Genomic DNA, 3894 nt, shown 5'->3' on the forward strand with positions numbered 1-3894 from the left:
GTCCGGAATGCAAGGAACCGTATCGTCCAAAACCCGAGGAACTGCCGCGCGATTTTCCCAAGGAAATCCTTGAGGAAGGTGTCCTCCTTTACAGGGCGGTGGGATGTCGGGCGTGCCGACATGTGGGATATAAAGGGCGGATTGGTATCTTCGAGCTCCTGGTCAGCAGCGAGCGCATTCGGGAACTGGCCCACGATCGGGCCAGCAGTTGGGCCATCCGGCAGGCCGCCATCGAAGAAGGGATGGTGACTCTGCGCCAGGACGCTTGGCGGAAGGTTTTGAGCGGCCGGACTACAATAGAGGAAATCGATCGCGTCACTCGCCCGGATGAGCATTGAACCGCCTGATTTTTAATTGGCCGTGACGGGCTTGATGTCAAATTCACATCACTACCTGAAAAAGGAAAGCCCTGTGATGTCCCAGGCGGGTGGGTGTGCGCGGAGTTGTGGGGAGTAACTTGCCGATCAGTCGTCATTTTTGCGGGTGAGGCTTGTCGGTCCCTCTGATGCGGGGAGAAGATGCCGGAATACAGTTACGTCGCGGTTGACAGCAGTGGCAAGAAAGTGACCGGATCGATCGAGGCGGCGACCCAGCGGGAAGCGCTTGCCACGATCGCCAGCCGGGAGCTTTATCCCGTCGAGATCCGCGCGGAAGCTCCGCCCCGACGGCTTTTTCAGCGAAATCGGGTGCCCGCCCAGACGATGGCCGTCGTGTACGGTCAACTCGCCGATCTTCTCCGCAGTGGTGTTCCCCTTTTAAAAGCGCTGCAGATCGTGCGGGCCCAGTCCATCCATCCCGTTCTCAAAGAGGTGCTGGGCGAAGTGGCTCGACGGGTGGAAGACGGAGCGGGGCTGGGCGACGCCATGGCCCGCTTTCCGCACATCTTCAGCGAGATGGCGGTGAGCATGGTGCGGGCAGGAACCGAAGGCGGTTTTCTGGAAGAGGCCCTCTACCGCGTCTCGGAATTCACCGAAGCCACAGAGGACTTGCGGAAGCGTGTCAAAGGGGCGATGGCCTATCCCGTCATGCTGATCGTCATCGGCACCATCGTCGTGAGCGCCCTTTTGGTGTTTCTTGTGCCGAAATTTGAGGGGCTTTTTGAAAATCTGCGCAACCGGAACGAGTTGCCCGCTTTGACCGAAGGGTTGCTCTCGTTCAGTGCCTTCCTCCAATCCTGGGGGATTTGGGTTGCGGGCGGATTTGTTGTGGTGATTGTGGCACTCCGTACATGGCTGCGAAGTGGATCGGGGCGCCGCGTCTGGGATCAGTACATCATTAAGGTCCCGGTTTTGGGTACGATCGTGCTCAACTTTGCGGTTGCCCGGTTTTGCCGTGTGCTGGGAACTCTGCTGCGCAATGGCGTTCAGATTTTGCGGGCGCTGGAAATTGCCAGTGAGGCGACGGGGAATGTCCTCCTGGCCGAGGCAATCCAGAAAGCCGCCAAGAGTATTTCTCAGGGGCAACGATTGGCTGTGCCTCTCGCCAGTTGTCGGCTTTTTCCTCCCATGGTCATCGAGATGATCTCGGTGGCGGAAGAGGCCAACACCCTGGAAACTGTCCTCATACAGATCGCGGAGGCCCTGGAGCGAAGGACGTGGCGTCAGCTCGATGTGGGCGTGCGGCTGCTCGAGCCAATCCTCCTGCTCCTGGTGGCATGCGGTGTTTTGGTGGTGGTTGTGGCGCTGCTTCTGCCCATCTTCAAAATGAGTCAGGCGATTTAGGCGGCAAACTCGGCGACGGCTGCGCGAAAACAGCCACCTGGAGGCGATGGCCTTCAATTTTGGGGGCCAACCACCTTCGATAATGGGGCGAAGCATTTTCGCCCGGCGAGCGTTAGTATTTTTGGAGGGATCACGTGAAGGGACCGGCGGGAAGGGGTATATTCCCCCCGGAGTTGGGAAGACGATCTGAGATAAAAAGGATGACGGTGTGATGAGGCCGAGGACCGCTTGGAAAGTCGAATTGAATCGGGGACGTCGGAGAGGTTTGACCCTCATCGAAGTCCTCATTGTGCTGACGATTCTCCTGGTCATCGCCTCGCTGGCGGTGACAAACCTCATTCCGATGCAGCGTCGGGCATACGAGAATGCCGCGCGGACGCAGATCAAGGCGTTTGAACAGGCATGTGACGCGTACTATCTCGATCTCAACGATTATCCGCCCTCACTGGATGCCTTAATCACTCCGCCTGCGGATCTTCCCGACCCGACGAAGTGGAACGGCCCGTACCTGAATGCCCAGGCGGTGCCGCTGGATCCGTGGCAGCACGAGTATTTGTACATGTATCCGCCCCAAAGGAACACGACCGGCCGACCGGACATCTGGTCAATGGGCCCCGACGGCGTGGACGGGACAGAGGATGATATCACCAATTGGGGCCAGTAAAGCGGTACCGCCAGGAATGGTCTGGTCCCTTACCACAATGAGACCGGCGTTATGGTACTCTGCGCGCCTATTGCACTGGTCGATGCACTCGCCTGCGCACTTCTGGCTCGGAGAAAGAGTCAGAAGCCGTTGCGTCGATTAAAGTCCGCTGCGGAGCGACCAGTGCGGCCAGGTTTTACACTCGTCGAAATCATCATTGTTCTGGGACTCGTCGTAATCATTGGAGGGTTGGTCCTGACGGCGATTCAGAAGCCGATGGCGGGCCGCCGACTCCAGTTGGCCGCCGATCAGATTCGGGTGGAATGGGCCCGGGCACGGAGTCGTGCCATGGCCAGCGGCCAGATCTACTGCTTCGTCTGCGAACTGGGAGGGAACGGATACGCCGTCCAGCCATGGAGTGACGCGGGAATCGAGTCGGCTTCAACCGCGGAGGTGGATCAGTCGCTGCCGCCTCTGGATGGTGGCAATACTGGGGGTCTGTCCCAGCCAGGCTTTCCGAGTGGCGACACAAGCCTGGATATGGTGATCGCCGGTCGGAAAGAGTTGCCGGAAAAGATCACGTTCGCGGACCTCCAGGTGATGGATTCCGACCTCAGCGCCACCTTCTCAGAAGACGTCACCGGTTTGGGACTGGACGCATCCATGATGGGATCGCTGGGCACTGCCGCTCCCGCCGGGGGCACTTCGTCTGGTACGACCATCTTCTTCTTCCCGGATGGATCGACCAGTTCGGCCCTTCTGACGCTGCAAAACGAGTATGGGCGGCGGATTGATATCTCACTTCGAGGGCTGACGGGCTCGGTGCTGGTCGGGGATCCTTACAACGGAGAGCATGAAGAGGGCACGCTGGTCGGGCAGCAGGGCTCTTTGCCATGACCACCGCAGTGAACACGATTGTCCGAAAGAGTGACCGCAGACGGGGATCGCGGGGCTTCACGCTCCTCGAGGTGATCCTCGCACTGGCCATTCTTTTGACGTCATTGGCAGCGATCGGACAACTCGTGTACAACGCCTATCGAAACGCCGCTCGGGTCCGGGATCTGACGCGAGCGCAACTGATCGCGGAGTCGATTCTCGCCGAGCTTAACGCAGGAGCCCTGCCCCCGGAAACCGTGGCCGATGCTCCGGTGGAAGACATCGACGATACGGTGGAACCGGGCTGGCTGTACACTGTGGACATTGCCCCCCTGGAGTTAGATGGGCTGCTTAGCGTGCAGGTCACCGTGGCCCAGGATCCGAGTATGGTGGCCCACCCGGTTCAGTTCAGCCTGACACAATGGATGCTCGATCCAACCATGGAGTTCACTCAACCCGGCGAAGAGGAAGGTACGGGAACAACGTCAGCCAGCTCCGGCGAGAGCGGTTCCGGATCGTCGGAATCATTGAACGAGTAATCAAGCAGCGGGCAACCCAGCATGGAAACTGGCCAAGATGATGATTGACCCACGCGGCATCCCCCGGACGAGATCAGGCAGGCCTCGGTGGTATCGCCTCGGCCGTCCGCTGAGA

Annotated in this window: 4 protein-coding genes and 1 pseudogene; all 5 read left to right on the forward strand. The window is 59.4% G+C overall.

Annotated features, from left to right (window positions below; all coding sequences use genetic code 11):
• A pseudogene (locus H5U08_RS12345) lies at positions 1-338 on the forward strand (type II/IV secretion system protein); the annotation flags it as partial.
• 180 nt (positions 339-518) lie between these two features.
• On the forward strand, positions 519-1721 hold the full coding sequence (locus H5U08_RS12350; protein WP_297033468.1) for a type II secretion system F family protein: 1203 nt from the start codon (positions 519-521) through the stop codon (positions 1719-1721).
• A gap of 211 nt (positions 1722-1932) precedes the next feature.
• Positions 1933-2385 carry a type II secretion system major pseudopilin GspG gene (gene gspG / locus H5U08_RS12355; RefSeq protein ID WP_297033471.1) on the forward strand — a complete coding sequence of 151 codons (453 nt, stop codon included), beginning with the start codon at positions 1933-1935 and terminating at the stop codon, positions 2383-2385.
• 162 nt (positions 2386-2547) lie between these two features.
• Complete coding sequence (locus tag H5U08_RS12360) at positions 2548-3261, forward strand: type II secretion system protein (protein WP_297033474.1); 714 nt, start codon at positions 2548-2550, stop codon at positions 3259-3261.
• Complete coding sequence (gene gspI / locus H5U08_RS12365) at positions 3258-3779, forward strand: type II secretion system minor pseudopilin GspI (RefSeq protein WP_297033477.1); 522 nt, start codon at positions 3258-3260, stop codon at positions 3777-3779. Before H5U08_RS12360 ends, gspI begins: the two co-directional genes overlap by 4 nt.
• The last annotated feature ends 115 nt before the right edge of the window (positions 3780-3894 follow it).

Origin of the sequence: Thermogutta sp., assembly GCF_014359955.1 — a bacterium.
In the GTDB taxonomy this organism is placed as follows: Bacteria; Planctomycetota; Planctomycetia; order Pirellulales; family Thermoguttaceae; genus Thermogutta.

Coding starts and splice junctions, on each gene's coding strand:
- gspI (WP_297033477.1), top strand. CDS start 3,258: ATGACCACCGCAGTGAACACGATTGTCCGAAAGAGTGACCGCAGACGG.
- H5U08_RS12350 (WP_297033468.1), top strand. CDS start 519: ATGCCGGAATACAGTTACGTCGCGGTTGACAGCAGTGGCAAGAAAGTG.
- gspG (WP_297033471.1), top strand. CDS start 1,933: ATGAGGCCGAGGACCGCTTGGAAAGTCGAATTGAATCGGGGACGTCGG.